The 25,458-nt window shown below is 70.2% G+C and carries 24 protein-coding genes and 3 pseudogenes; 17 read left to right on the forward strand and 10 right to left on the reverse strand.

Annotated features, from left to right (window positions below; all coding sequences use genetic code 11):
- Window positions 1-153: 153 nt before the first annotated feature.
- Window positions 154-342: a hypothetical protein gene (locus tag OG417_RS39815; protein ID WP_329240244.1), complete on the reverse strand. Its 189-nt coding sequence runs from the start codon at window positions 340-342 to the stop codon at window positions 154-156.
- Window positions 343-696: 354 nt separating this feature from the next.
- On the opposite strand from OG417_RS39815, the gene OG417_RS39820 reads away from it, so the two are divergent.
- Genes OG417_RS39820 through OG417_RS39830 form a run of 3 tightly spaced genes read left to right on the forward strand, consistent with a single transcriptional unit; the run spans window position 697 to window position 3,206 of the window.
- Window positions 697-1,827, forward strand: coding sequence for an ABC transporter permease (locus tag OG417_RS39820; RefSeq protein WP_329240246.1), 1,131 nt, complete (start codon window positions 697-699; stop codon window positions 1,825-1,827).
- A gap of 11 nt (window positions 1,828-1,838) precedes the next feature.
- Window positions 1,839-2,555, forward strand: a complete 717-nt coding sequence (locus tag OG417_RS39825) for an ABC transporter ATP-binding protein (RefSeq protein WP_329240248.1) — start codon at window positions 1,839-1,841, stop codon at window positions 2,553-2,555.
- Window positions 2,556-2,615: 60 nt separating this feature from the next.
- Window positions 2,616-3,206, forward strand: coding sequence for a TetR/AcrR family transcriptional regulator (locus OG417_RS39830; protein WP_329240250.1), 591 nt, complete (start codon window positions 2,616-2,618; stop codon window positions 3,204-3,206).
- Window positions 3,207-3,328: 122 nt separating this feature from the next.
- On the opposite strand, the gene OG417_RS39835 is transcribed toward OG417_RS39830, so the two are convergent.
- The gene (locus OG417_RS39835; protein WP_329240252.1) at window positions 3,329-4,231 is read right to left on the reverse strand and encodes a hydroxymethylglutaryl-CoA lyase; all 903 of its coding nucleotides are present in this window, start codon (window positions 4,229-4,231) and stop codon (window positions 3,329-3,331) included.
- A gap of 111 nt (window positions 4,232-4,342) precedes the next feature.
- On the opposite strand from OG417_RS39835, the gene OG417_RS39840 reads away from it, so the two are divergent.
- From OG417_RS39840 to OG417_RS39860, 5 genes are read left to right on the forward strand one after another with little or no spacing between them, the layout of a single operon-like run.
- A complete protein-coding gene (locus OG417_RS39840) occupies window positions 4,343-5,008 on the forward strand; it encodes a GntR family transcriptional regulator (RefSeq protein ID WP_329240253.1) in 666 nt (221 codons plus the stop codon).
- The gene (locus OG417_RS39845) at window positions 5,008-6,213 is read left to right on the forward strand and encodes a CaiB/BaiF CoA transferase family protein (RefSeq protein ID WP_329240256.1); all 1,206 of its coding nucleotides are present in this window, start codon (window positions 5,008-5,010) and stop codon (window positions 6,211-6,213) included. Before OG417_RS39840 ends, OG417_RS39845 begins: the two co-directional genes overlap by 1 nt.
- 41 nt (window positions 6,214-6,254) lie before the next feature.
- Complete coding sequence (locus OG417_RS39850; RefSeq protein ID WP_329240257.1) at window positions 6,255-8,318, forward strand: hydantoinase/oxoprolinase family protein; 2,064 nt, start codon at window positions 6,255-6,257, stop codon at window positions 8,316-8,318.
- Between the two features lie 9 nt (window positions 8,319-8,327).
- Window positions 8,328-10,202 (forward strand): hydantoinase B/oxoprolinase family protein, encoded by a 1,875-nt coding sequence (locus tag OG417_RS39855; RefSeq protein ID WP_329240258.1) that lies wholly within the window; start codon window positions 8,328-8,330, stop codon window positions 10,200-10,202.
- Entirely contained in the window at window positions 10,199-10,864 is a 666-nt protein-coding gene (locus tag OG417_RS39860) for an isochorismatase family protein (RefSeq protein WP_329240260.1), read from the forward strand. The genes OG417_RS39855 and OG417_RS39860 overlap by 4 nt, the downstream gene beginning before the upstream one ends.
- Before the next feature lie 103 nt (window positions 10,865-10,967).
- Here OG417_RS39860 and OG417_RS39865 read toward each other — a convergent pair whose 3' ends face one another.
- Complete coding sequence (locus tag OG417_RS39865) at window positions 10,968-12,059, reverse strand: Gfo/Idh/MocA family protein (protein ID WP_329240262.1); 1,092 nt, start codon at window positions 12,057-12,059, stop codon at window positions 10,968-10,970.
- Window positions 12,060-12,319: 260 nt separating this feature from the next.
- Here OG417_RS39865 and OG417_RS54620 point away from each other — a divergent pair, with 260 nt between their 5' ends.
- Window positions 12,320-12,682 carry an IS110 family transposase gene (locus OG417_RS54620; protein ID WP_442875783.1) on the forward strand — a complete coding sequence of 121 codons (363 nt, stop codon included), beginning with the start codon at window positions 12,320-12,322 and terminating at the stop codon, window positions 12,680-12,682.
- Here the strand turns inward: OG417_RS54620 and OG417_RS39870 are convergent.
- Both OG417_RS39870 and OG417_RS39875 read right to left on the reverse strand, forming a co-directional pair.
- Window positions 12,646-12,927 (reverse strand): SDR family oxidoreductase, encoded by a 282-nt coding sequence (locus tag OG417_RS39870; protein WP_329240264.1) that lies wholly within the window; start codon window positions 12,925-12,927, stop codon window positions 12,646-12,648. The genes OG417_RS54620 and OG417_RS39870 overlap by 37 nt on opposite strands.
- Window positions 12,921-13,280 (reverse strand): SDR family NAD(P)-dependent oxidoreductase, encoded by a 360-nt coding sequence (locus tag OG417_RS39875; protein ID WP_329240266.1) that lies wholly within the window; start codon window positions 13,278-13,280, stop codon window positions 12,921-12,923. The genes OG417_RS39870 and OG417_RS39875 overlap by 7 nt, the downstream gene beginning before the upstream one ends.
- Before the next feature lie 102 nt (window positions 13,281-13,382).
- Here OG417_RS39875 and OG417_RS39880 point away from each other — a divergent pair, with 102 nt between their 5' ends.
- On the forward strand, window positions 13,383-14,258 hold the full coding sequence (locus OG417_RS39880; protein WP_329240268.1) for a helix-turn-helix transcriptional regulator: 876 nt from the start codon (window positions 13,383-13,385) through the stop codon (window positions 14,256-14,258).
- 519 nt (window positions 14,259-14,777) lie between these two features.
- On the opposite strand, the gene OG417_RS39885 is transcribed toward OG417_RS39880, so the two are convergent.
- A complete protein-coding gene (locus OG417_RS39885; RefSeq protein ID WP_329240270.1) occupies window positions 14,778-15,386 on the reverse strand; it encodes a TetR/AcrR family transcriptional regulator in 609 nt (202 codons plus the stop codon).
- A 58-nt stretch (window positions 15,387-15,444) separates the two neighbouring features.
- On the opposite strand from OG417_RS39885, the pseudogene OG417_RS39890 reads away from it, so the two are divergent.
- Window positions 15,445-16,184: pseudogene (locus OG417_RS39890) on the forward strand (SDR family NAD(P)-dependent oxidoreductase).
- A gap of 112 nt (window positions 16,185-16,296) precedes the next feature.
- Here the strand turns inward: OG417_RS39890 and OG417_RS39895 are convergent.
- A pseudogene (locus OG417_RS39895) lies at window positions 16,297-16,833 on the reverse strand (IS701 family transposase); the annotation flags it as partial.
- Here OG417_RS39895 and OG417_RS54625 point away from each other — a divergent pair.
- The gene (locus OG417_RS54625) at window positions 16,808-17,041 is read left to right on the forward strand and encodes a helix-turn-helix domain-containing protein (RefSeq protein ID WP_442875606.1); all 234 of its coding nucleotides are present in this window, start codon (window positions 16,808-16,810) and stop codon (window positions 17,039-17,041) included. The pseudogene OG417_RS39895 and the gene OG417_RS54625 overlap by 26 nt on opposite strands.
- Window positions 17,042-17,453: 412 nt before the next feature.
- Here the strand turns inward: OG417_RS54625 and OG417_RS39900 are convergent, their stop codons facing one another.
- The gene (locus OG417_RS39900) at window positions 17,454-18,098 is read right to left on the reverse strand and encodes a TetR/AcrR family transcriptional regulator (protein WP_329240272.1); all 645 of its coding nucleotides are present in this window, start codon (window positions 18,096-18,098) and stop codon (window positions 17,454-17,456) included.
- Window positions 18,099-18,243: 145 nt separating this feature from the next.
- Between OG417_RS39900 and OG417_RS39905 the strand changes: the two genes are divergently transcribed.
- The 5 genes and pseudogenes from OG417_RS39905 (at window position 18,244) to OG417_RS39925 (ending at window position 23,254) form a co-directional block, all read left to right on the forward strand.
- Window positions 18,244-19,023, forward strand: a complete 780-nt coding sequence (locus OG417_RS39905) for a glucose 1-dehydrogenase (protein WP_329240274.1) — start codon at window positions 18,244-18,246, stop codon at window positions 19,021-19,023.
- Window positions 19,020-19,496 carry a nitroreductase/quinone reductase family protein gene (locus OG417_RS39910; protein ID WP_329240276.1) on the forward strand — a complete coding sequence of 159 codons (477 nt, stop codon included), beginning with the start codon at window positions 19,020-19,022 and terminating at the stop codon, window positions 19,494-19,496. The genes OG417_RS39905 and OG417_RS39910 overlap by 4 nt, the downstream gene beginning before the upstream one ends.
- A gap of 164 nt (window positions 19,497-19,660) precedes the next feature.
- A pseudogene (locus tag OG417_RS39915) lies at window positions 19,661-20,490 on the forward strand (transposase); the annotation flags it as partial.
- 311 nt (window positions 20,491-20,801) lie between these two features.
- Window positions 20,802-21,251, forward strand: a complete 450-nt coding sequence (locus OG417_RS39920) for a MarR family winged helix-turn-helix transcriptional regulator (RefSeq protein WP_329240278.1) — start codon at window positions 20,802-20,804, stop codon at window positions 21,249-21,251.
- A 131-nt stretch (window positions 21,252-21,382) separates the two neighbouring features.
- Window positions 21,383-23,254, forward strand: a complete 1,872-nt coding sequence (locus tag OG417_RS39925; protein WP_329240280.1) for a transketolase — start codon at window positions 21,383-21,385, stop codon at window positions 23,252-23,254.
- A gap of 80 nt (window positions 23,255-23,334) precedes the next feature.
- Here the strand turns inward: OG417_RS39925 and OG417_RS39930 are convergent, their stop codons facing one another.
- The gene (locus OG417_RS39930) at window positions 23,335-24,312 is read right to left on the reverse strand and encodes an SDR family NAD(P)-dependent oxidoreductase (RefSeq protein WP_329240282.1); all 978 of its coding nucleotides are present in this window, start codon (window positions 24,310-24,312) and stop codon (window positions 23,335-23,337) included.
- A 55-nt stretch (window positions 24,313-24,367) separates the two neighbouring features.
- Entirely contained in the window at window positions 24,368-25,369 is a 1,002-nt protein-coding gene (locus tag OG417_RS39935; RefSeq protein ID WP_329240284.1) for an SDR family NAD(P)-dependent oxidoreductase, read from the reverse strand.
- Window positions 25,370-25,458: the final 89 nt, after the last annotated feature.

Genomic DNA, 25,458 nt, shown 5'->3' on the forward strand with positions numbered 1-25,458 from the left:
GGCGCCGTTGGTGTGAGGTCCGGCCGTCTCCGGCTGTGACCGGCTCTCGGCGGCCATCTGTGCCGAATACGTGCTGAAGTTTCAGGCCGGCGCTTCGACGATCCGTCGCTTGGCGATCTCGTCCTGGCCGTCGAGACACGAGGCGTAGATCCCCTACAGCACGTCCACCGTGCGCCTCGCCCACTTGGCCACCTGGGTCGGCGACACCGCCAGCAACTCCGCCACATGCGGGCTAGTAAGTGAGTAGTACACGGTAGAGCCCTCCTTGCGAGAGACCACCAGATTCGCCCGGCGCAACACCGCCAGCTGCTGCGACAGGTGCGCCGGCTCAATACCGATCAATACCGACCTCCGGCAGCATCTCTGAGACCGCATGCTCGCGTTCGCTCAGCAGCTCTAGCACACGGATGCGAGCGGGATGCCCCAGCGTCTTGAACTGTCAGCGGCTTGCGCAACGCCGGAGTCCTCCAGAAAGCAGCGCTCAGAACCGCCCGGGCACCACTCGCACGCCGGCCGAAGACGCCTCATGGTCTCCGCGTCTTCACCCCGATCACCCATCGACAGCAGCCGCAGCGCCGCGAACGCTGCGGGTGCCGGCGCTCGTCGACGATGGCTCCGCCCACCCTGTATCAGTTTGTCGACATGACGTTGGTATCTTGTCGACATGATGTCGATAAAGCATCCCGGGGGGCGCTGATGTTCCTGGCATTGCGCGAACTGCGCTTCGCCTGGGTCCGTTTCGGGCTGATGGGGACCGTCGTCGCCCTGGTCTCGGTCCTCATGGTCATGCTGTCCGGGCTATCGGAGGGGCTGGTCAAGGACGGCGTGTCCGGCTTGCAGAACCTTCCCGTGACCTCGTTCGCGTTCGAACGGGGTGTCCAGCACGATTCGGCCTTCTCTCGGAGCATCGTGGACATGTCGGCGGTGGAGAAGTGGCGGAGCCGTCCGGGCGTTGCGGACGCTGCCCCCTACGGCAACCTGCTCGTCAATACCAAGAGCCAGAGGGGCGCCGAGATCGACCTCGCACTGTTCGGGGTACGGCCCGACTCGTTCCTCTCGCCCAAGGTGGGGGAGGGAGACCGGCTGGGCGAGCCCGACGGCGTCGTCGTGAGCGCGACCGCGCTGGACGCCGGGCTGCGCGTGGGCGACACGATCACCGTCGACCGGCTCGGGACGCGGCTGCGGGTGGTCGGCGCCACCGGGCGGCAGGACACCTTCGGGCACGTCGATGTCGGCTACGTGCCGCTCGCGATCTGGCAGCGTCTCAAGGCCGGGGTGGGCCCGGACGGGTCGATGCCCGAGCACGCCACCCGTGAGATCACCGCGGTGGCGGTACGCGCGCGGCCCGGTGCGAGGGTCGACCTCGCCGCCGGGGACATCGCCGCGGGTACGGAGAGCCTCACGATCGACCAGTCCTTCGGAGCGTCCCCCGGCTACACGGCCGAGACGACCACCCTCGAGCTCATCCAGGGCTTCCTTTATGCGATCTCGGCGCTGGTCGCGGGCGCCTTCTTCGCCGTCTGGGCGGTCCAGCGCAGGCACGAGGTCGCCGTGCTACGTGCCATGGGCGCGTCCGGACGATGGGTGCTGCGGGACGCGTTGACGCAGGCGTTCATTCTCCTCCTCGCGGCCGTCGCGGTCGGCGCGGCGGTCGGCGTCGCGCTGGGCGCGCTCATGATCGGCGGCGGCGTCCCGTTCGCACTCAGCGCGCCGAACGTGACGGCGGCCGCCGTTGGGCTCATCGTCCTCGGCCTGACCGGGGCCGGCGTGGCCGTCGCCCGGATCGCATCCACCGACCCCGCCACCGCACTCGGAGGAAACCGGTGATCGACAGGAGCATGTCAGCCGACGAGACACCCGCCCGCGTGGACGCGCCCGAGAACGCGGGACTCGTCCTGGACGGCGTCCACCTGCGGCACGGTGACGGCGGCGAGACCGTGCAGGCCCTCGACGACGTCTCCCTCACGGTGCCGCCCGGCCGGCTGGTCGCGATCGTCGGCCCGTCCGGCGCGGGCAAGTCGAGTCTGCTCGCGGTCGCGGGCGGGCTGACCCGTCCGGACCGTGGCACCGTCACGGTGGCCGGGTACGACATGACGGCGGCGGGCCGGCGGAGACGGGCGGCGCTGCGCCGCGAGCACATCGGGTTCGTGTTCCAGTCCGGCAACCTGATTCCGGCGCTGACGGCCGCGGACCAACTCCGGCTTCCGCTTTACTTCCGGCCGCGGCGCGCGCGAACGGGCCGGGACCCGCTCGAACTCCTCGCCGACGTGGGCATGGCGGACAAGAGAGACCGGTACCCGCACCAGCTGTCGGGCGGGGAGCGGCAGCGGGTCGGCATCGCGCGGGCCCTCGCGACCGCCCCGAGCGTCCTGCTGGTCGACGAACCCACGGCGGCCCTCGACCGGGCGCGTAGCCACGACATCGTCCGGCTGCTCGCGGCCGAGACGCGGCGGCGGTCCGTGGCGACCGTCATGGTCACCCACGACCATGAAGTCCTGGAACACTGTGACACGGTGTACGAAATGGTCGACGGCCGCCTCACCCGGGCCATCTAGCGCGGTCGCCTGCCCGCGTGCGCGGGGGGACCGGCCGCCGAGACCGACGAAAGGGGGCGCGTGCCGAAGATCCGGGCGGCGACCGTCGCCGAGCACCGGGCTGCCCAGCGGGCCGCACTGCTGTCCGCGGCCCGCGATCTGCTCGCCGAGGGCGCGGAGGACACCGAGCGTGCGCCGAACCTGGCGGACGTCGCGCGCCGGGCCGGGCTCGCGCGTTCCAGCGTGTACTCGTACTTCAAGTCACGGGACGACCTGCTCGACGCCCTGATCGTCGACACGTTTCCCCGGTGGGCGGCGTACGTGCAGGGGCGGATGGCGGAGGCGGGCACCCCCGGTGATCGGGTGCTCGCCTACATCGACGCGAACCTTCACCTCGTGGCCCGCGGCGATCATGCGCTGGCCCGAGCCCTGGCCGCGACCAGCCGCACCGACACGTTGGCGGAGTCGAGCCGGCTGCTCCACGAGGACCTGGCGGCCCCGCTCCGCACGGCGCTGATCGAGCACGGTGCGTCCGATCCGGCGCGGACGGGTGAGCTCGTCCAGTCGATCGTCTACACGCTGAGCCGGATGATCGAGGACGGTCTGGCCGAGGACGCGGCGCGGCGGATCGCTCACGAGCTACTCACCCCGTACCTGCGCCGCGCGACCTGACGAGCGGCCAGGGTCACGTACGGCGAAGTGGCGTGCGCGTGATCCAGTTCTCGCAGGTCAAGCCATGCTTTCGTGCGGGCTCTGCACAACCTCGCCTTTTCCTCGTACCGGGTGACAGCCGCCTAACGCGCGGATGGAAAGACGCCCGCCCGGCCGAGGAGCGCCGGGACCGGGCGGTCGAGGCGTTCGCCCAGCCAGTCCGCCGTCCCGATCAGTGGGTCGATGCGCACTCCCGTGGTGACGCGCATCCGGTCGAGTGCGTACAGCAGGTCCTCGGTCGCGATGTTCCCGGTCGCGGCCGGGGCGAACGGGCAGCCGCCGAACCCGCCGACGCTGGCGTCGAGCGCCGCCACCCCGCTGTCGAGCGCGGCCACCGCGTTCGCGTAGCCGGTGTTCCGGGTGTTGTGGAAATGGCAGCGCAGCGGCGTGCCGGCCGGAAGTATCGCGGCCGCCCCGGTCAGCAGGCCGCGTACCTGGTCGGGGGTGCCGACCCCGATCGTGTCGGCCAGCGCCACCTCGTCGGGCTCGGCCTCGGCCACCCTGCGTACGAGGTCGAGAACCCGATCCGATGCCACCTCGCCCTCGAAGGGACAGCCGAACGCGGCGGCGATGGTGACCGTACGCCGTAGCCCGGCGGCGCGTGCCCGCGCGGCGATCTTCGACCAGAGGGCCACGCCCTCCATCGTGGTGTGGCCTTGGTTGCGGCGGCTGAACTCGTCGGTGGCCACGACGACCACGTTGATCTCGTCCACACCCGCGGTCAGCGCCCGGTCGAGCCCGCGTTCGTTGAGGACCAGCCCGGCGTAGGAGACACCGGCCACCCGGGGCAGCGCGGCCATCACCGCCTCGGCGTCGGCCATCTGAGGTACCCGCTGGGGATGGACGAAGCTGACCGCCTCGATCCGCCGCAACCCGGCATCGATACAGCGTCGTACGAGCTCCACCTTGTCCGCGGTGCCCAGCACCACCGGCTCGTTCTGCAGGCCGTCCCGCGGCGCCACCTCGACCAGCTCCACTCGAGCCATACAGCCTCCCAAGTATGCAATCTCGCACTGAGCCGCAGATTGCTCCAGCGAAAACCTTGTGTCAAGCAATGTAGCGTCACTAGGTTGCATGCAACACGAGGGAGGTTGTCCGTGGTTCGTGCAGTCGACCGCGTCTACGAACGGCTCCGCTCCGCCATCCTCGCGGGCGAGTACCGACCCGCCGAGAGGCTGGGCGAGGCGGAGCTGGCGGGGCTCACCGGTTCGAGCCGTACACCGGTACGCGAGGCGCTACGTCGGCTCGAGGTCGAAGGCCTCGTCGAGGTGCTCCCCCACCGCGGCGCGCGGGTGTCGGAGTGGTCGCGGGAGGACCTGGAGGAGATCTACGACCTGCGCTTGCTGCTGGAGGGCTTCGCCGCCATGCGCGCCGCCGAACGCATCAAGGCGGAGGGCGTCGACCGCATGGAGGAGCTCTGCGGCCTGATCGAGCGGGTCGCCGCGCCCGGCCCCGCCCAGGACCTCGACCAGGTCACCGAGCTCAACGCCGAGTTCCACGACATCGTCCGGGACGCGGCGGCCAACGCCCGCCTGATGACCCTGCTCAACGCGGTGGTCCAGGTCCCCCTCGTGGTCCGGACCTTCCACCGCTACGAGGCGGCCGACCTGGCGCGAAGCTGCGCGCACCATCGGGAATTGGTGGCCGCTTTTCGTGCCGGCGACGGGCTCTGGGCGCAGTCGGTGATGCGCTCCCACGTCCTGGCCGCCAAGACCGTGCTGCTCCGCGCATCCGACGACCAACCGACGACCGAGGAGCGCTAGTGGCGACGAATCCGGACGGCCCGCTCGGTGACCTGCGAGTCGTGGAGATGGGCCAGTTGCTGGCCGGTCCGTTCTGCGGACAGCTCCTCGGCGACTTCGGCGCCGAGGTGATCAAGCTGGAGTCCCCCGGACGGGGCGACCCGATGCGCCAGTGGGGCCGGGAGAAGCCGCACGGCCGGTCGCTCTGGTGGCCGGTGGTGGCGCGCAACAAAAAGTCGGTGACCTGCGACCTGCGGACCCCCGAGGGCCAGGAGCTGGCCCGGCGGATCATCGGCCAGGCCGACATCGTGGTGGAGAACTTCCGGCCGGGCACGCTGGAACGCTGGGGGCTCGGGTACGACCGGCTCCGCGAGACCAACCCGGGCCTGATCCTGGTCCGCGTCACCGGGTTCGGGCAGACCGGCCCGTACGCTCCCCGGGCCGGGTACGGCTCGATCGGCGAGGCCATGGGCGGCATCCGGTACGTGACCGGCGATCCCAGCAGGCCGCCGTCGCGTGCCGGGATCTCCCTGGGCGATTCGCTGGCCGCCGTCTTCGCCACGATCGGCACGCTCGTGGCCGTCCACAACCGCCATAACACCGGGCGTGGCCAGGTCGTGGACGCCGCGATCTACGAGGCCGTGCTCGCGATGATGGAGTCGCTGCTGCCCGAGTGGGCTATCGCCGGTTACCAGCGGGAGCGCACCGGTCCGGTGCTGCCCAACGTCTCGCCGAGCAACGTCTACCCGACGGCCGACGGCGAGATGATCCTGATCGCCGCCAACCAGGACACGGTGTTCTCCCGGCTGGCCGCCACCATGGGCCGGCCCGAACTCGCCGAGGACCCCGCGTACGCCACGCATGCCTCGCGCGGCGCCAACATGACGGCGCTGGACGACCTGATCAGCGGCTGGACGGGCACGCTCGGCACCGACGAGCTGCTGGAGACGCTGCACGACGGCGGGGTACCGGCCGGCCGGATCTATACGGCGCGCGACATGTTCGACGACCCACACTTCGCCGCCCGGGAGGCGATCGTCCGCCTGGTCCATCCGGAGTTCGGCGAGCTGCCGATGCACAACGCCTTTCCCCGGCTCAGCGAGACCCCGGGCGCGGTCCGGCACGCCGGACCCGCCCTGGGCGAGCACAACAAGGAGATCTATGGCGGTCTCCTGAAGATCACCGACGACCAGATGGCGGCGCTGGCCGCACACGGCACCATCTAGCCGCGGCGACTCGGCCGACGGCAGGGAGCACAGGAGATGCCATGGGATTCCGCCTAGGGGTCGACGTAGGAGGCACGTTCACCGACGTACTCCTCGTGGACGAGGAAACGGGTACCAGCTACCGGACGAAGACCGCATCCACTCCACAGGACCAGTCGGTCGGGGTGCTCGGGGGCATCCGCAAGGTGTGCCGGGACGCCGGGGTGGAGATGTCCGCGATCGACCAGGTACTCCACGGCACCACGGTCGCCACCAACGCGATCCTGGAGGGACGCGGCGCACGCGTCGGCCTGGTGACCACCGAGGGCTTCCGGCAGGTCCTGCAGATCGCCCGGTCGTACGTGCCGGGCGGGCTGGCCGGCTGGATCATCTGGCCGAAGCCCGAGCCGCTCGCCCGGCTGGAGCACACCGTCGAGGTCAGGGAGCGGATCGCCGCCGACGGCACGATCGTGTCCGATCTGGATGAGGAACGCGCCCGCGAGAGCCTGCGCCTGCTGGCAGGGGCGGGCATCGAGGCGCTGACGATCTCGCTGATCAACTCGTACGCCAACGGCGACCACGAGAAGCGCATGGCCTCGCTCGCGGCCGAGGAGCTTCCGGGTGTGCCGATCTCGCTGTCCAGCCGGGTGCTCCCGGAGATGCGAGAGTACGAGCGGACCGTCACGACGGTGGCCAACGGATACGTCCAGCCGGAGGTCGCCCGCTACGTCCGCAGCCTCGACGGCGCCCTGACCGCCGGCGGCGTCACGGCCCCGCTGTCGATCCTGCGCAGCGACGGCGGACTGACCCGCGCGGAGAAGGCCGCCGCGAACCCCGTCTCCCTCCTGCTCTCCGGGCCGGCGGGCGGAGTGACAGGCGCGGCCTGGTTCGCCGAGCAGGTCGGCGTACGCGACTTTCTCACCTTCGACATGGGCGGCACCTCCACCGACGTCGCGCTCGTACTCGACGGCCGGCCCCGGGTCGGCCGGGAGACGACCGTCGGCGACCTGACGGTCCGGGCCACCAGCGTCGACGTGCGTACGGTCGGCGCGGGAGGAGGATCGATCGCGCACGTGCCCGAGCTGACCAAGGCGTTGCGGGTCGGCCCGCGATCGGCGGGCGCCGTACCCGGCCCCGCCGCGTACGACCAGGGCGGCGTCGAGCCGACCGTGACCGATGCCAACGTCGTGCTCGGCTACCTGCCCGAAGAACTGGCCGGCGGCGAGATAGCGCTCAACGTCGAGAGCGCCCGGAAGGCGGTACGCACGATCGCCGACGCGATAGGACTGCCCGGCGTGGAGGCCGCGGCGGCCGGGATCATCGACATCGTCAACGAGAACATGTTCGGCGCGCTCCGCCTCGTGAGCACGCAGCAGGGGTTCGATCCCCGCGACTTCGCGCTGGTGGCGTTCGGCGGCGCCGGGCCGCTGCACGCCAACGCGCTCGGCCGGCTCACCGGATCGTGGCCGGTGATCGTGCCGCCCTCGCCCGGGGTGCTCTGCGCGTACGGTGACGCCACGACCTGTGTCCGGGACGAGAGCGCCCGCACGATGGTCCGCCGGTTCTCCACCCTCGACGACGGCGAGTTGCGGGAGGCATTGGCCGAGCTGGCCGACACGGCCGCCGAGCGGCTCGTGACCGAAGGCGTCCCGCGCGACGAGCACACCGTGACGTACATGGTCGACGTCCGCTACCACGGCCAGGGCTTCGAGATCCCGATCACGCTCGCCCCGGAGTCGGTGACCGGCGGAGATCTGCTCGCCGACCTGGGCGCGGCCTTCGACGCCGAGCACAAACGGCTCTTCTCGTTCCTGCTCGGCAACGAACGCGAGGTGATCAACCTGCGCGTGACGGTGAGCGGGCCGCGTCCCGACGTGGCCCGGGAAAACCTGCCGGCGGGCACCGGCGACCCGAGCGGGGCGCTGATCCGGGAGACCGAGATCTGGGTCTCCGGCGCACCCTCCACGGCCCGTGTCTACGACCGTGCCCGGCTCCTCGCGGGCGACGTCGTGCCCGGCCCGGCCATCGTGATCGAGATGGACTCGACCACGCTCATCTTGCCCGACCACGCCGCGACCGTGCACGACAGCGGCAGTCTTCTGATCCGCCCCGTGGAAGACCGTTAGGGGACGCTCATGGCCGAGATCCTGCAGACCAACACCGAACCGGTGGCCCGGGTGGACGTCGATCCGGTCACCCTCGACATCGTGGAGAACGCCCTGCGCAACGCACGGTACGAGATGGACGAGGTGCTGTTCCGCACCGCGCTGTCGCCGGGCATCCGCGAGCAGCACGACGAGTTCCCCCTCATCGCGGACCCGTCCGGGAAGATGGTCGTCGGGCAGTTCGGGCTGTCGGTGCCCGACTTCCTCGACAACTTCTCCGGCACGGTCGGCGAAGGCGACATCCTGTTGACCTCCGACCCGTACGCCTGCGGCGCGGCGATCAGCCACGCGAACGACTGGCTGCTGGTGGTGCCGATCTACCACGACGGCCGCCTGGTGGGCTGGGCCTCGATGTTCGGGCACATGTCCGACGTGGGAGGCAAGACGCCCTGCTCGATGCCCGCCGACGCCCGCACGATCTACGAAGAGGGCGTCGTCATCCCGCCGATCAAGCTGTACGAGGCCGGCGAGCTGAACGAGGCGGCCCTCGACATCATCCTCAACCAGGTACGCATGCCCGACTGGAACCGCGCCGACCTCAACGGGCTGGTCGCGGCCTGCTCCACGGCGGCCCGCCGGGTACGCGAGTTGTGCGACCGCTTCGGCGTGGAGACCTACCTGTCCACGCTGGACGCCCTGCTCGACCGCAACTACCAGGCCATGAAGGTCCTGCTCGCGACCCTGTTCGAGGATGGCGAGACGCTGGAGTTCGGCGACTACATCTGCGACGACGGATGCGGCTACGGGCCGTACGAGCTGCGCGTCTCGCTGACCAGGCGCGGGGAGAAGATCCACCTCGACTTCAGCCAGGCGGCCCCGCAGGCCGTCGGGCCGGTCAACTACTTCATCAACGAAAACCTCGTCCGGATGTTCTTCGGCATCTACGTCATCACGGTGGCCGACCCGCAGATCCTGTGGAACGACGGCTTCTATCCGCTGATCGACGTGACGATCCCAGAGAACTCCTTCTGGAAGCCCCGGTATCCCGCGGCCCTCAACGCCCGCAACCATGGGATCGGGCGGGTCTTCGACCTGTTCGGCGGGCTGCTCGGGCAGACCAACCCGGAAATCCTCAACGCGGCCGGCTTCTCCTCCTCCCCGCACTTCATGTACTCCGGGCATTACGAGTCCGGGCCGCGAGAAGGCGAGTGGTTCCAGCTCTACTCGATCGGCTTCGGCGGCGTGCCGGGCCGCCCGGTCGGCGACGGCCCGGACGGCCACTCGCTCTGGCCGTCGTTCGTCAACATCCCCTGTGAGTACCTGGAGTCGTACTATCCGCTCCGCATCGACCGCTGGGAGACCGTCGCCGACTCCGGCGGCGCCGGCCTGCACCGCGGCGGCAACGGCGTCGACGTGGCGTACCGGTTCGAGCAGCCGGGCACCATCGCGATCCACGACGACCGCTGGCTGACCTACCCCTGGGGCGTGAACGGCGGCCGTCCCGGCGCCCGCGGCCGCAAGTGGATCCAACGCGCGTCCGGCTCGGTCGAGGTGCTGCCGAGCAAGATCCACGACGTGCCGGTCTTCCCCGGGGACGTTCTGCACTTCGTCACCTGGGGCGGTGGCGGCTGGGGCGACCCGCTGAAACGCGACCCGGCGCTGGTCGGCCTCGAGGTCCTTCGCGGCCTGGTCACCCCCGATGGCGCGCGGGACGGCTACGGCGTCGTCTGCTCATCGCGCGGCGAGGTCGACGAGGCCGGTACGGCGTCGCTGCGCGCGCGTCTCGCCGCCTCCCGCGCGCAGATTCCGGTCTTCGACATGGGGCCTCCGATGGAGCAGATCCTGGCCCGGTGTGAGGAGGAGACCGGTTTGCCCGCCCCACAACCTCCCGTTCACGTGCGATGAGCGACGTGGATCTCGCCGCGGACTACCGCGGCTCCGGCTTCGCCGGGCGGCTCGGCTGCGGCCGCCGCCCGGCGGTGCTGGCCGTCGACATCGTCCAGGCCTACCTCACCGACGGCTCTCCCCTGCGCGCCCCGGTCGAGCCGGCCGTACGGGCCGCCGCCACGCTCTTGGACGCCGCCCGCGCCGCCGGACCGCCCGTGCTCCATACTCGGGTGGGCTACCAGCAGGGCGGCGCCGACGGCGGGCTGTTCCGCCTCAAGATCCCCGCGCTCCGTGTCTTCGACGAGGGCGGCCCGCTGGGCGCGTTCTGTGAAGAGACCGCACCGCGGCCGGGCGAGGTCGTGGTCACAAAGCAGTACGCCAGCGCCTTCCACGGCACGTCCCTGGCCGCCACCCTGACCAGCGCAGGCATCGACACGCTCCTCATCTGCGGCCTGACCACCAGCGGCTGCGTCCGCGCCACCGCCACGGACGCGTTGCAACACGGCTTCCGCCCGCTGGTGGTCGCCGACGCGTGTGGTGACCGGGACCCGCGGCTACAGGAGGCCAACCTGCTGGACCTGGACGCCAAGTACGCCGACGTGATCGACCTGTCCTCGGCCCTCTCTCTTTTGAGCCGGCTCCACGGCTCAAAAGTGCGCTGCCCACCCAGCGATCCATGATCGCGTTCGTCGTGGAGCCTGCGGCGCGGTAAGCATGACCCGGATCCCTTCGGCGGGCTCACCGTCGGCCAGTTCACCGATCTGCTCGGCGGTGGGTGATCGCTCACCGCGCGAGCGTGCTCGGCACCATGACGCGGCGCCCGGAGCTCGCGGCCTCGGCGACGGCCGCGATCAGGCGGGCGTTGTGCGCGGCATGGGCGAAGCCGGGAGCGGACCGCGATCCGGTACGGAGGTCGCCGGCCAGCCTCGCGTAGAGCTCGCCGACGTTGATCGCCGGTCCGACGGCGCCGGACGCGGCCGGCTCATCCGGCGCCTCGAACGCCGCGCTTGAGCTCAGCATCAGGTCGCCACCCTGCACGCCGAAGAGGGTGCCGCCGGTGAGCGATAGCCATCCGTCGGTGCCGCGTAGGTCGAGCCGGAACGTCGCGTCGTCGGGCGCGACCCCGCCGACGACGTCCGCGGTGACCACCGCCCCCGATGTCGTCCGCGCCAGCACGTCGACGTGGTCGGGCACCTCGCGGCTGGTCCGTTCGCCGGTGTCGGCGAGCAGCGGGTGGGGCCAGAGCGTGTCGGCGCGCGCGTCGACCTCGGTCATGTCGCCCAGCAGCGCCTCGACGATGTCGAGTGTGTGGCCGGCGGTGATGGTCAGCAGGTTGGCTCCGGCCTCCGCCTTTTCGAAGTACTCGTAGGGCGAGGCGGTGACCGGCCCGAAGGCCGACGAGGTGGAGACGACCCGTGCGTTGAGCGGCCGGCCGATCGCGCCTTCGGCGATCAGCTGCGCCGCGCGCCGCACCGTGGGGTTGAGGCGGCCCTGCAGCCCGACAGCACAGGGCCGGGAGGTGGCGACGGACGCCAGTTCCAGCGTCTCCGAGAGCGAGGCCCCCAGCGGCGCTTCGCAGTAGACGGCCTTGCCGGCGTCGAGGGCGGCGCGGACGAGATCGCGGTGGGCCGGGACCCGGACGGCGATCGTGACGACGTCGACCGTGTCGCTGCGGATCAACGCGAACGGATCGACGAACCACTGCTCGGCGCCGAAGGCCGCGGCGGCCTCGCGGGCGCTTTCCTCGCGACGGGTGGCGACCGCGGACAGCGTCAGCATGTCGAGGCCCCGGATCGCCGGGATGTGCGATACCCCGGCCCAGCTCGCCTTGGTGTCCGCCCCGATGACCCCTACCCGGAGTCGGTTGCTCGGCATAGTCAGTCCTACTTTCTTGATCGTGGGTCGGGCCGGCCATTCGTAAGATCGGTGGGCCCGGGGGCTGTGGGTGTGGCCGGCATGGTCGAGCCGCTGGGATGGCTGAAGGAACATGGCCACCCAGAGCCCCGCGACGACTCGACCGCTGATCGAGAGATGCGCCGTGATCGCTGTGGAGGACTGCGTCGGCGAGGTCGTCTGCGGGATCGGTTTGTGGAGCGAGCTGACGCAGGTGGCCTGTGTCCCATTTCTGGGCCGGGATGGACATCGGCAAGGGACACCATCACTGTGTGGTGATCGGCCCCGACGGCAGCAAGCTGCTGTCGCGCCGGGTCCTCAACGATGAGGCGGTCCTGCCGGAACTGATCAGCGACGTCCTGGCCCTGGCGGAGGATGTGCTGTGGGCGGTCGGCATCAACAGAGGTGGCGCCGCCTTGCTGATCGGGTTGCTGCTCGCGCACGGCCCGGGCCGGCACACTGCAGGAGGTCGCCGCGGCCGTCGCCTGGATAAGCCGTACTCGCCTTGTACCGCCGTAGGGGCAACGTGCTGTGGGCCATGCTCCGCGACGGTGAGTGCTACCACGACTCACCACCGGTCACCCCGGCTGGGGTGCCGCCGGTGAGCCCCGGCCACCGCCGGGTCGGACTGCCCGGCCGCGCGGGTCACGCCCGGGGATACCGTGTTGACCCGGACGCCGGACCCGCCGAACTCGGCCGCCCAGCTGCGGGCCGGCTGGATCTGCGCCGCCTTGGTGGCCGAGTAGAGGCCGACGATCGGGCTCCCGACGCTCGCCGTCCACGAGCCGATGACGACGATCGTGCCGCCGCCTCGCTGGGCCATCGCTGGTGCGAGCGCGGCGGTCAGCACGTGGCACGCCCGTTGACCGCGGGTGTGGCCTCGAGATCGTCGTCGCTGAGCGCTGGCGTGCCGACCGGCGGGCACAACGCCGCGCTGTGCACGAGGATGTCGACTCGGCCGCCGAACGCCTCGGCCGCCGCCCCGGCGAACTCGCGCAGCTCTCCCGGCGGCTGGTCGAGCTCGGAGGCGAGGAACGACGCCTGGTCGCCGCCGCGCTCGATGCCGGCCGCCACGGCGGCACCGCGCTGATCGTTGCGGTCGGTGACCAGGACGCGGACGCCGTCGGCGGCTAGGGCGGAGGCGACCGCGGCGCCGATGCCGTTGGTGGATCCGGTGACCAGTGCGGTTCGTGGAGGGCTCATGACCACGATCAAAGGCGGCCACCGGCGCGCTGGCCAGGGCGACTTCTGCCTGGTCACGCCATGACCAGGTAGGAACCGAGCCGCTTTCCTATGATGGGCGGCGTGTCCCTCCCACCGCCGACCGGTCGGCGCAGCCCGCCGAACGCCGCTCTCGGCTCCTTCCTGCGCTCCCGCCGCGACCGGCTGACCCCGGCGCAGGCGGGCATCGACCCGTTCCCCGGTCCGCGCCGCGTGCCGGGCCTGCGCAAGGACGAGTTGGCCGTGCTGGCCGGCATCAGCCCCGACCACTACAGCCGCCTCGAGCAGGGACGCCAGACCACGCTGAGCGACGAGATGTGCGAGGCGCTCGCCAGGGCCCTGCGCCTCGACGACATCGAGCGTCAGCACCTGCGGGCGCTCGCGCAGCCCTCCTCGCGCCGCCGCGGAGACTGGGAGCTCCCACAACGGCCCGAGCCGGGGCTCCTGCGGATGATGGCCGCGCTCGACCATCTGCCGACGCTGCTGCTGGGCCGCCGCAGCGAGGTGCTGGCGCGCAACGCGTTGCTCGACGCCGTGCTCGGTGTCGAGCTTGAGACCGGCACCCCCTTCGCCCGGTGGCTGCTGCTCGGGTCGGCCGCGCGCGACCGCATCGTCAACTGGGAGGACTTCGCCGGGGCGACCGTCGGCGGACTCCGCTACGAGAGGGGCCAGCACCCGGACGACCGGCACCTCGCCGCGCTGGTCGAGCACCTGCGGGCGCGCTCGGCGGACGTCACCCGGTGGTGGGACGACCAGAACGTCACCGACCGTACGTCGGTCGCGAAGGTTCTCGCGCACCCGTCGGCGGGCCGGCTCGAGTTCCACATCGAGGCGATCACCATCCCGCACCGCCTCGACCAGCGGCTGGTGGTCTACACCGTCGAGCCCGGCTCGCGCACCGCGCAGGTGCTTCCGTTGCTGGGCAGCTGGGGCCTGGACCGCGAGGGCCGCAGCACCTAGTTTTTACAACGGTGGTGCGAGACGTCCGGCTTGCTGTCTTCGGTAGTGACATCGGTGGGCTTGGGCCTGTCGTCGCCGCCGATAATGTGACCAAGCGAGCCGGAATGCTTGTGGGACGCCGGAATGCTTGTGGGACGCCGGAATGCTTGTGGGACGCCGGAATGCTTGTGGGACAAGGCGTCCTCGCGTAGGGATAGGAGACCGGGGCCATCACCGAGCGCCTGCGCCACCCGGTGCCGGACGCCGTGCTGTCCGTGACCGCGACCTGGACCACCCGTGCGCCGTTGTGCTGCATGTGAACTCCGGCGGCAACGCCCTCGCCTGCAAGAGCGCCCTAACCGTACCCGGGTCGGCTACCGGTGTGAGGACATCCCGTCCAAGCCCGACCAATACGGGCCCGCCTGCGCATCCTGCCCACCGCCCCGACCGGGGAGAGCACTACCGCATGACGCACGATGACTATGTCGATGAGTGATTGACAGCGAGTAGTTACTCGCCAGGACGAACACCGAGGCGTTCTCAGGAGAGCGGCCAGTTGCGTAGGGCGGCGTCGGCCATCCCCTGGAGTTCATCGCGGCCGACACCGCTCGCGGCTTGCACGGCGATGCCGAATGCCAAGGTGGTGACGTAGCGGGCCAGGAGCTTCGGATCGGCCTCCGGAGGCAGGTCGCCGTCGTCGACGGCTCGCTGGAACCGTTCTCGGACGCAGGAGCAGCCGTTGTTGCGCCAGGCGGCGAGAAGGTCACGGACTCCGTGCCCGGAGTCGCTGGCGGCCAGGGCGCCCTGGACACCCAGGCACCCGTGGGGATGAGCCGGGCGGGTGGTGGTTCGAATGGTGCCGGCCAGGATCGCGGTGGCGACGCCGAGGGCGGTCGGCTCCTCCATGGCCCGGGTCAGGTATGCGCCCGGGCCTTCGGTGTAGCGCTCCAAAGCCTTGCGGAACAACTCCTCCTTGTTGCCGAAGGCCGTGTACATGCTGGTGGTGGAGATCCCCATCGCGTCCGTCAGGTTGGCCAGGCTGGCCCCCTCGTAGCCGTGCTCCCAGAAGACCAGCATGGCGCGTTCGAGAGCTTCGTCGGCGTCGAGCCCTCGCGGTCGGCCGATGGGGCCGCTCTGTTTCGTCTCCACCCCCGGCAGCCTGCTCCTTCCGCATCGATCGATGCGGAAACCGAAGGAGGTCATTCGCGTGGGGCTACTTGAGGGGAAGACCGCTCTCGTCACCGGGGGCGGCTCCGGAATCGGCCTGGCCAGTGCCGTACGGCTGGCGGCCGAGGGCGCGCACGTGTTCATCACCGGCCGGCGCAAGACCGAACTCGACGCGGCCGTCGAGATGATCGGTTCAGCGGCTACCGCGGTGATCGGCGACATCTCGAACCTGGCCGATCTGGACCGGCTCTACGAGACGATCCGCGGCCGGGGACGGGGCCTGGACGTACTGTTCGCGAATGCCTCCGTCGCCGCGTTCGTGTCGCTTGAGCAGGTCACCGAGGAGCACTTCGACACTCTCTTCGGTATCAACGTCCGGGGCATGCTGTTCACCGTTCAGAAGGCGCTGCCACTGCTCAACACGGCGCCTCGGTGATCTTGAACGGCTCTACCAACGTGGACGTCGGCGATGAGGCGTTCGGCGTGTACGCGGCGACCAAGGCCGCCACCCGATCGTTCTCCCGGACCTGGGCCAACGAGCTCAAGGGACGCGGCATCCGGGTCAACACCATCACGCCCGGCCCGACCGACACCCCTGGTCTGTCGGGGCTCGCTCCCGACCCGGAGCAGTTCAAGCAGCAACTGGCCACGCATGTGCCGCTGGGCCGGCTCGGGCGCCCGGAGGAGATCGCCGCCGCCGTCGCCTTCCTCGCCTCTGGGCAGAGCAGCTTCATCACCGGTTCCAGCCTGTACGTCGACGGCGGCCTGAACCAGATCTGAGTTCCATGGCCGCGCATCCACCGCGAAGGTGGTTCAGACGGCCATTCACTCTGAGGTGTGGTCGGCAGGTTCGCAGTCCGGCGTGCGCGGCCCGGAGGAGTGGCGGCGCTGGTCAGGTGTGCCAGGAGACGGCGGATCTCGGCTGGGGTGAGGGGGACCAGGCCGCGGCTGCTTTTGGGGCGTGGGCGGCGGTGACGGCGAGGTAGGCGTGCGCGAGCATGGCCAAGGTGATGTGGCGGTGCCAGGCGTCGTAGCGTCTGGCCTGGTATTGGTCCAGGCCTACTTCGTTCTTGGCGGCTTGGAAGCATTCCTCGATCGCCCAGCGGGCGCCGGTGACACGGACCAGTTCGGCCATGGTGGTGCCCGCAGGACCGAAGCACAGGTAGAACGCCGGCTCCGGCTCGCCCTGGTCGCATGGGACCAGGCTGCGGCGGACCAGCAGCCACCGCTGGAAGCCGCCGGGACCGCCGAGGTCGTCGCCGGGGTGCGGTTCCAGACTCGCCATGGCCCAGTCGTACAGGCGCGGGCCCGTGGCTCCGTCACCGGCTGAGAGCTTCTTCCATGCCTCGGCCGGTGCGCCAGCGGTCACCGCGTCAGCGCGTGATCCGCCGTTGCCATAGCCGATGCCAGGCCCCAGCGACTGGCTCTTTAGCCCACTCACGTGGCCGGCCCAGCGCCGGCTGGCACACGCACGCCTCCTACCGGAGTCCACCGACCTCGCCATCGCACGCGTTGCCACCGCCTGCGGCTTCGGCGACCCGGTCGCACTGCGCAAACAGTTCCACACCCACGTGGGCCTGTCTCCGGTGGCCTACCGCCGGACCCACAACCCACCAGAGCCGACGACAGCACAGTGACCGCCGAAAAAGTCGACGACCGGAACCCGCCGGCCGGCTTGCGCCCGACGACCTCCACCGGACCGAACGCCACCCTCGCATGAGCTCTGTCCTGCACCCGGGACCGTGTGAGCGACGGCCGAGTCGTCATCTCGGGCATCGCGACCACGGCGGCGGTAGTAGCAGCGCCCTACTCCGAGTCCACGACCGCCGCACTCGGCTCCGGGCCATACCCCTCTCCCCTGCCCCGTTCGTGTCGATGGGTGTGGCTCTTGTGCGGTGACCTTCTGAGCGGGCTGTGGTCGCGCGTCCTCGCTGGTCAGCCGCGTGGAGTAACACGAGGCACGCGGATGACGGAGAGCGCAGGTCGAGGCGACTTGTACGTAGGGGACGTCCGCGCGACAGGCATCAGCTCCCTTGGTGGCGGCGGGACTCAGTCGTTGGTGGACGCCTCTGGTCCAGTCGCGGCGTACCGGGCGGCGATGGTGCGGACGGCCTCGTCGACTACCTGAGCGACGCGTTCGGCGCTCACCTCCCAGCCCGGCACTAGGAGTGTCGGCCAGAAGACGTAGTTGGAGATCATGCCCAGGAACTGGGTGGCTGCGAGGTCCACGTCCTCGACCCGCACCGTTCCCGCCTCGTGCTCAGCCAGGAGGTAGCTGCGTACGGACTCGAAGTAGGGCATCTTCCCGTGCGAGAACTGCGCTCGGGCCAGCTCAGGGAACCGCGGCAGCTCGGCGATGACGATCCTGAACAGGTCGGTCATCTGGGCGCGGCCTAGCAGCTCGGCGTAACGGCGACCGATGATGCTGAGCCCGTCAACGACGTTGCCTGCGGGCGGAGGATCCTCCTCGTCAGCGGTCGACCAGGACTCGGTCACGATGGCGTCGAACAGGGCGGCTTTGGTCGGAAATTGCTTGAACAAGGTGGCCCGCGAAACGCCCGAGCACTCTGCGATCCGCGCCAGCGACGTCCGGTCGTAGCCCAACTCGAGAAACAGTGCGGTCGCGGCCGTCACGATCAGCGCGCGCTTCTCCTGGGCGACGCGCTGGTGATACGTCGTCACGACCCTGCTCATGGGCCGAGCATACGAGGTGAGTGGCTTGACTCGCCACTGCCGCCGACCTAGTGTCGAGGGAATGGTGAGTCGTTCGGCTCACCACTGGCCGCCGTTCATCACTGGTGATCCCGGTCATTCACCCCACGTACCGAAGGAACATTTGATGCCCCGCTTCGACAACCAGACCGTGCTCGTGACCGGTGGGACCGGCGGCCAGGGCTCGAGCCACGTGCGCGCCTTTCACGCGGAGGGAGCGAACGTGGTGATCGGCGACATCGACGCGGAACGCGGCGCCGCTCTCGCCGACGAGCTCGGGACCCGCGCTCGCTTCGCCCGCCTTGACGTTACCGACGAGAGCTCGTGGGCCGCCGCTGTGCTAGCCGCCGAGAGCGCCTTCGGCGCCCTGAATGTGCTCGTCAACAACGCGGGCGTGCAGAATCCGCCTGCAACGATCGAGAACACGGAGCAGGCCACGTGGTCGCGCATCCTCGACATCAACCTCACAGGGACCTTCCTCGGCATCAAGGTCGCAGCCCCCGCTCTGCGCCGCGCAGCAGGGGGAGCCATCGTCAACGTCGCCTCGACCATGGGCCTGGGCGGCACGGCGCACTACGCGCCGTACGTCGCCAGCAAGTGGGCTGTGCGAGGCCTCACCCGAACGGCAGCGCTCGAGCTCGGCCGCGATCACATTCGGGTGAACACCATCCACCCCGGCGTGATCGCGACCTCCTTCATCCACGAACCAGCAGCCGGCGCCACCGCGGCAATCGCCGACTTCTACTCACCCGAGCCGTTCGCCATCCCCCGGCTCGGGGAGCCGACCGACGTCACCCGGCTTCTCCTGTTCCTCACGTCATCGGACGCCTCGTTCATCACGGGGTCGGAGTACGTCATCGACGGTGGACTCCTCCTCGGCCCCGCCCTTCAGGCCGAGGCCGCATGAGCACTCCAGACACGACCGGGTCGAACGACTCCGCACGGGACGCGTCTCTATCAGACCTGCCTGATCACATCCGACGAGCCATCGAGATCACCCCCGCCGCGGGCACCAGCGAACGGATCATCGACATCACGACGCTGGGGCGCCGCACCGGCCGAGCACGCCGCATCGAGATCTTCTTCTACCGAGCTGCGGGCACCACCTACCTGTGTAGCGGCGCCGGCGGTGCCGCGACCGACTGGCATGCGAACCTTCTCGCCAATCCCAACTTCACCTTCCACCTCAAGAACGGGATCCGCGCAGATCTGCCTGCACGGGCCACGCCTGTCACCGACCCAGCTGAACGTCAGGCCGTGCTGGCCGAGATCGTGGCGGATCTCAATCAGCCCCACGACCCCGGCACCATCCGGCCGACTCGGCTCGAAGACTGGACTGACAGTCGGCTGATGCGCATCAGCTTCCGCCATCGGCCGTGATCGCGGATCCCTCGACAGATGACTTACTCCCAGGGACTGGGGTGTAGTCGCGGCTAGAGCGGCTCTTCGCCAGATGAGGGTGTAGCCGGCGCGGCGGCCCCAGATGGATGTCGAGGTTTCCAGAGGGAAAGGCTCCTACACGCTCATCCTGAAAGAACCGCCACGTGCCCGACGCCACCGTCGGTGAGCGCATAGATGCGTTCGCCCACCCCGATCTGACAACCTTCTGCCGCCTCGACGAGCTTGGGCTCGTCGTCACCGGCTAGCGCCTCGAGCCCGAGCGCGCAGCCCTCGCGTACCGGGTCGTCGAACCCGACCGCTGGTGTCACCGCTGCGGCTGTGAAGGGACCCCGCGGGACACCGTGACCCGGCGCCTGGCCCACGAGCCGCTCGGCTGGCGGCCCACGACGCTGCTGGTCACGATCCGCCGGTACCGATGCGGTGGCCGCGGCCAGGTGTGGCGCCAGGACACCTCACTGGCGGCCGAGCCGCGGGCCAGGTTGTCGCGCTGCGGGCTGCGGTGGGCGCTAGAAGGGATCGTGGTCGGACACCTCACCGTCGCCCGGGTCGCCGAAGGGCTCGGGGTCGCGTGGAACACCGCCAACGACGCCGTCCTCGCCGAGGGCAAGCGGGTCCTGATCGACGACCCGGCAAGCAGGTGTTCAAGACCTGGCTCGCCGCCCGCACAGACGCCTGGCGCGACGGCGTGGAGGTCGTCGCGATGGACGGGTTCAGCGGCTTCAAGACCGCCACCACCGAGGAGCTCCCCGACGCGGTCGCGGTCATGGATCCCTTCCACGCGGTCCGGCTGGCCGGCGACGCGCTCGATCGGTGCCGGCGCCGGGTCCAGCAGGCCATCCACGAACACCGCGGCCACAAGGGCGACCCGCTCCACTCCGCGCGCCGGACGCTGCATACCGGGGCCGGGCTGCTCACCGACAAGGAGATCCACCGGCTGCGGGCGCTGTTCGCCGTCGAGGAGCATATCGAGGTCGGCCCACCGCTGACCGTTGTCGACCTCTACGACACCCCGGGCCAGCCCGCCGTCCTTCCCTGCCGAATGGTCGGCACGATGGCGGCCAACCTGGAGATCGACAACATGGACTTCCACGAGTTCGTCGCCGTCGAGGGCACGGAGCCGTGGTGGGAGGTCTCCTGAAAAGCCATGCGACCCGCTGCCATGAGCCTTCGGAACGAGCTCCGCACCCGGGAAAGTATGTAGGCATGCTACGTAGATAGGCTTATCAGGTAAGCTACCTACTTATGTCGGCCTGGCAGCCGTGAAAGCTGAGAAAAGGTGTCGTGATGACGGGTGTATCGACGGGGCGGGCGTCGGACGCCGCGCAGGCGGCGGCCGAGGATCTGGCCACGATGGTCCGCCGCCTGATCCGCCGGTTGAGTGTCGCGCCGACCGGGGGCCTGACCCCGTCGCAGCGGTCGGTGCTGCTGCGACTGGAGAAGGACGGCGCGTCGTCCACGACCTTTCTGGCCATCGCCGAAGGCGTGCGGTCGCAGTCGATGACGGCGACACTCAAGTCGCTGGACGAGGCCGGGCTGATCGAGCGCCGGCCCGATCCCGACGACGGCCGCCGGCGGATCATCACCTTGAGTGCCGAGGGTCGGAACCGGATCGCGCGTGATCGCCGGGAACGACGCTCGTGGCTCGCCGAGGAGATGGACCGACGGTTCAGCCCCGAGCAGCTGGCGACCATCAACGAGGCGTTGTCGCTGCTCGGTGAGCTGGCGGAACAGTGACCCGGGCCAGGCCCAAGCGACCACCACCGACGCCTGGGTCCGAACCCTCTGACCCTCGTTCACGGCAGGGCTGTCACCGCTCCTTCGAGGATCGGCGACCGCTCGCCGGCCGCCCACGAAAGGCTCTCACCATGACGACAGCGCCGACCACCACGCTCAATCCCGGAAGCGACCTGTCCCAGGTCCTCGAACTCGCGCAGCAGCTGCGCGTGGACTCGGTACGCGCCAGCACCGCGGCCGGCTCCGGGCACCCGACCTCCAGCCTGTCCGCGGCCGATCTCATGGCGGTCCTGATGACCCGCCACCTGCGCTACGACTGGGAGGCGCCGGGCAACCCTGAGGGCGACCACCTCATCTTCTCCAAGGGGCATGCCTCTCCTCTTCTGTACGCGATGTTCAAAGCGGCCGGCGTCGTCAGCGACGACGAGTTGATGACGACCTACCGTCGCTTCGGCCACCGCCTGCAGGGGCACCCCACCCCCGTGCTGCCCTGGGTGGACGTGGCCACCGGTTCCCTGGGCCAGGGCATCGCCTACGGCGTCGGCATCGCGCTGGCCGGCCGGGATCTGGAAAGGCGGCCCTACCGGGTGTGGGTGCTGTGCGGAGACAGCGAGATGGCCGAAGGATCCGTATGGGAGGCCCTCGACAAGGCCGGCCACCACCGGCTGGCCAACTTCACCGCTCTCATCGACGTCAACCGCCTCGGGCAAAGGGGCCCCACCGAGCTGGAGTGGGACACCGGCGCCTACGCCCGCCGCGTCGAGGCGTTCGGCTGCCGCGCGATCGTGATCGACGGGCACGACCTGCAAGCGATCGACCAGGCCCTGGCCACCGCCGCCGACGGGCAGGCCCCGACCGTCATCGTCGCCAAGACCGTCAAGGGCCGCGGTGTGGCCGAGGTCGCCGACAAGGAGGGCTGGCACGGCAAGTCCCTGCCCGAGGACATGGCCGACCGCGCCGTCGCCGCACTGGGCGGCCTCCGTCACCTGCGCGTACGTGGTCTCCAGCCGCCCGCGCCTGCGCCCACCCCCGCCCCGGACGTCCGCCCCGTCGAGCTGCCTCGCTTCGACATCGGCGACAAGGTCGCCACCCGCACCGCCTTCGGTGCGGCGTTGGCCGCCCTCGGTGCCCGCCCGGATGTCGTCGCCCTGGACGCCGAGGTCGGCAACTCCACCTATGCCGAGAATTTCGCCAAGGCGCACCCCGAGCGGTACTTCCAGACCTACATCGCCGAACAGCAGATGATCGCCGAAGCCGTCGGCATGGCCGTCCGCGGCTACCGCCCCTACGCCACGACCTTCGCCGCCTTCCTCACCCGCGCCCACGACTTCATCCGCATGGCGGCCGTCTCCCAGATCACCATGGCGTTGTGCGGCACCCACAGCGGCGTCGAGATCGGCGCCGACGGCCCCTCCCAGATGGGCGTCGAAGACCTCGCCATGATGCGCGCCATCCGCGGCTCCACCGTCCTCTACCCGAGCGACGCCACCTCCGCGGCCGCCCTGACCGCCACCATGGCCGACCTCGACGGCATCTCCTACCTGCGCACCACCCGCGGCGCCTATCCCGTGCTCTACCGCAGCGACGAGACCTTCCCCGTAGGCGGCTCCAAGACCCTCCGCCACAGCGAACACGACCAGGTCACCCTCATCGGCGCCGGCGTCACCCTCCACGAGTGCCTCGCCGCCGCCGAACACCTCGCCGCCGACGGCATCCAGGCCCGCGTCGTCGACCTGTACTCCATCAAGCCGATCGACACCACCACCCTCGCCCGCGCCGCTCGGGAAACCGGCGCTCTCGTCGTCGTCGAGGATCACCACCCCGAAGGCGGTATCGGAGAGGCCGTCCTGTCGGCACTCAGCGCCACCGGCGCTCAGCCCGCCTTCGCCCACCTCGCGGTCACCGACCTGCCAGGCTCCGGCACCACGAGCGAACTCATCGACGCCGCCGGCATCTCCCACGCCCACATCGCCCAGGCGGCCCGCGCCCTGCTCAGGCATTAGAGGTCCGTGCGCCAAGCCGCGCGAGCGACTCGCAGAGGCTCGTGCGACGGCTGGACGAATCGAAACGCCGGCGTCGGGCTTCAGCTGGGTCGGGTGGTCAGCAGAACGCTGTCTTCCCATAGCTGATCCGCGCGTGCGACGTCGTAGGAGTCGTCCGACGAACGGATGGCCTGACGCTGGTGGAAGTACGCGCCGGTGGTGTCGGCCAGCCCCGGGGCCGTCGCCAGCCAGGCCAGCACGGCTCCGGACTCCTCGGCCGTATAGAGCTTGTCCGTCACGAACCGGCGCACGAGGGGCTTGGCGTGCGGCAGGACGTGCTTGGCGACGAATCGGAGCGGGGCGGGAGCCGATCGTTGCAACCCTGTGCCCAGGATCATGCCCGGGTCGTACGCGTTGGCGGTGACGCCGGGGGGCAGGCGGCGCGCCAGGGCGTAGGTGAAGTAGATGTTGGCCAGCTTGGAGGTGCTGTAGCGGCGCTGACCGGCGACGAACGCGTTGTCGGACGCGGCGTCGGGCCCGAGCTCGCCGCGGGCCAGAGCGGGCGCGGTGTTCCACGAGGGAACGGGCACGCCGGCCTTCTGCGCGGGGTCATGGACGCCGCTCGCCACCACGACCACCCGTGCAGGTGCCCGCAGAACCGGGAGCAACTCGTTGACGAGCAGGAAGTGGCCGAGATGGTTGACCCCGAACGTGGATTCGAAGCCGTCGGCGGTCCGGGTCTGTTCGGTCCCGGCCTGAACTCCCGCGTTGCAGACCAGCGCCTGCAGCGGGGGAATCGTGCCCGAGGCCACCCGGCCGGCCAGCTCGGCGGCGAACGCTCGGACCGAGGCCAGAGACGCGAGGTCGAGCGACATCGCCTCGGCTGTGTGCTCTGGGCGGATGGCACCGGCCAGCTTGTCTACGGCCTCGCGCGTACGGTCGGCGTTCCGGCTCGCCACGACGACGTGCCACGGTCCATCGGTCGAACTCACGAGTGCGGCGGCGCATCCATAACCCAGGCCCGCGTTCCCGCCCGTGATGACGATCGTGCGGGCGTTATCCGCAGGTCGCGTTGACATTCGTGACTCCTTCTCCCGCCGTCGCCGGACGGCGGAACACCTCGACGGGACAGGGTCATGCCTTGATCAGTTGCTCGCTCAGCTCCCACAGGCGCCCCGCGGACCGCGGGTCGATGGAATGCGGTACGACGTTCTGCGAGCGGATCAGGTCGGCGCCCTGCGCGCCCGGGTCGTGGGCGTCGTCCAGCGGCGAGATGTCGTTGTCCTTCAGGTAGACGCCGCCGATGTCGGCGAGCAGGGGGCTGGTGGCCCCGAAGACGATGGTGGCGGCTCCCTGTTGCGGCGTCTTCTTTCCGCTCTCGGGGTCGATGATCGGCCGGCCCGACTCGTCGACCAGGCCTGTGGCCCGTTGCATGGCCTGCATCTGGTCGGCGGGCATCGAGCCGCCCAGGTTCGTACCGACGATGATGCCCGGGTGCGCGGCGTAGCCGTGGATCCCGTCCTCGGCCCACCGGCGGTCCAGCTCGACGGCGAACAGGACGTTCGCGGTCTTGGACTGGCCGTAGGCGAGGTGGCCGTCATATCCGGAGGTGAAGTGCGGGTCGTCCCAGCGGATGTCGCAGATGCGCGTGGCGCCGGAGGTCGTGTTGACCACGCGGGCGCCGTGAGCCGCGCGCAGTGCGGGCAGCAGGCCCAGGGTCAACTGGAAGTGCCCGAGGTGGTTGGTCGCGAACTGCGCCTCATAGCCGCGCGCGTCCAGAGTCCGCTCGGCGGGAGCCATGATCCCGGCGTTGTTGAGCAGGATGTGGAGGGGACGGCCGGAGTCCAGGTAGCGGGTGGCGAAGGCGTCGATCGAGGCCGGGTCCAACAGGTCGAGCCGGTCGATGTCGACGCGCTCGATGCCGGCGAGCGCCGGTGCCGCGCGATCGGGGTGGCGCGAGCCGACGGTGACCGAGGCGCCCGCCTTGGTCAGCGCACGGGTGGCCTCCAGTCCGAGCCCGACGTGGCCGCCGGTGACGATGACGTTCTTGCCGGACAGGTCGATACCCGCGAGGACTTCATCAGCGGTCGAGGCGGCGGTGAAGCCGGATCCGATGGGGTGCTGCCTGTGTGTCATGCCCCTAAGCCTGCGCCGAGGAGTTCATACTCTGAATAATTGACAATGCGTATTTCTTTCGTGAAAGTACGGGCATGGTCGGTGACCAA

This window comes from Actinoallomurus sp. NBC_01490, assembly GCF_036227085.1.
Classification (GTDB): Bacteria; Actinomycetota; Actinomycetes; order Streptosporangiales; family Streptosporangiaceae; genus Actinoallomurus; species Actinoallomurus oryzae.

Bases quoted from the DNA above. Each gene is read 5' to 3' on its own strand.
- OG417_RS39865 (WP_329240262.1), bottom strand. From the start codon at position 12,059: ATGCCGAGCAACCGACTCCGGGTAGGGGTCATCGGGGCGGACACCAAG.
- OG417_RS39855 (WP_329240258.1), top strand. From the start codon at position 8,328: ATGGCCGAGATCCTGCAGACCAACACCGAACCGGTGGCCCGGGTGGAC.
- OG417_RS54625 (WP_442875606.1), top strand. From the start codon at position 16,808: ATGCCAGGCCCCAGCGACTGGCTCTTTAGCCCACTCACGTGGCCGGCC.
- OG417_RS54620 (WP_442875783.1), top strand. From the start codon at position 12,320: ATGGACATCGGCAAGGGACACCATCACTGTGTGGTGATCGGCCCCGAC.
- OG417_RS39860 (WP_329240260.1), top strand. From the start codon at position 10,199: ATGAGCGACGTGGATCTCGCCGCGGACTACCGCGGCTCCGGCTTCGCC.
- OG417_RS39920 (WP_329240278.1), top strand. From the start codon at position 20,802: ATGACGGGTGTATCGACGGGGCGGGCGTCGGACGCCGCGCAGGCGGCG.
- OG417_RS39935 (WP_329240284.1), bottom strand. From the start codon at position 25,369: ATGACACACAGGCAGCACCCCATCGGATCCGGCTTCACCGCCGCCTCG.
- OG417_RS39875 (WP_329240266.1), bottom strand. From the start codon at position 13,280: ATGAGCCCTCCACGAACCGCACTGGTCACCGGATCCACCAACGGCATC.
- OG417_RS39900 (WP_329240272.1), bottom strand. From the start codon at position 18,098: ATGAGCAGGGTCGTGACGACGTATCACCAGCGCGTCGCCCAGGAGAAG.
- OG417_RS39835 (WP_329240252.1), bottom strand. From the start codon at position 4,231: ATGGCTCGAGTGGAGCTGGTCGAGGTGGCGCCGCGGGACGGCCTGCAG.
- OG417_RS39930 (WP_329240282.1), bottom strand. From the start codon at position 24,312: ATGTCAACGCGACCTGCGGATAACGCCCGCACGATCGTCATCACGGGC.
- OG417_RS39905 (WP_329240274.1), top strand. From the start codon at position 18,244: ATGCCCCGCTTCGACAACCAGACCGTGCTCGTGACCGGTGGGACCGGC.
- OG417_RS39910 (WP_329240276.1), top strand. From the start codon at position 19,020: ATGAGCACTCCAGACACGACCGGGTCGAACGACTCCGCACGGGACGCG.
- OG417_RS39825 (WP_329240248.1), top strand. From the start codon at position 1,839: ATGTCAGCCGACGAGACACCCGCCCGCGTGGACGCGCCCGAGAACGCG.
- OG417_RS39820 (WP_329240246.1), top strand. From the start codon at position 697: ATGTTCCTGGCATTGCGCGAACTGCGCTTCGCCTGGGTCCGTTTCGGG.
- OG417_RS39925 (WP_329240280.1), top strand. From the start codon at position 21,383: ATGACGACAGCGCCGACCACCACGCTCAATCCCGGAAGCGACCTGTCC.
- OG417_RS39850 (WP_329240257.1), top strand. From the start codon at position 6,255: ATGGGATTCCGCCTAGGGGTCGACGTAGGAGGCACGTTCACCGACGTA.